The sequence below is a fragment of the Psychrobacter proteolyticus genome, assembly GCF_038155145.1.
Taxonomy (GTDB): Bacteria; Pseudomonadota; Gammaproteobacteria; order Pseudomonadales; family Moraxellaceae; genus Psychrobacter; species Psychrobacter proteolyticus_B.
Map to the genome: position 1 here is coordinate 1 of NZ_JBAKAY010000224.1, position 211 is coordinate 211.

At 41.7% G+C, this 211-nt stretch carries 1 pseudogene; it reads right to left on the reverse strand.

Annotated elements, in window-relative coordinates:
- Positions 1-211, reverse strand: a pseudogene (locus V6252_RS13620) (F0F1 ATP synthase subunit epsilon); the annotation flags it as partial.

The following is a 211-nucleotide window of genomic DNA, read 5'->3' on the forward strand; positions in this document are numbered from 1 at the left end:
AAGATCTATCAGTAATAAAATACGCGCGTTTTTTGTACTTACGAATAGACTGTAATTGTCCTACTGACTCTGCAAGTGAGGCCAAAGCCGCATTGGTTAGTAGTGTATCAGACTGGTTAACTAGCCTTTGCTCAGCTTTTTTACGTGCTTCGACAATTTAGCTTTCGTCAAGATTGTGTGCACGCATGGCTGTATCAGCCAATACCGTAAC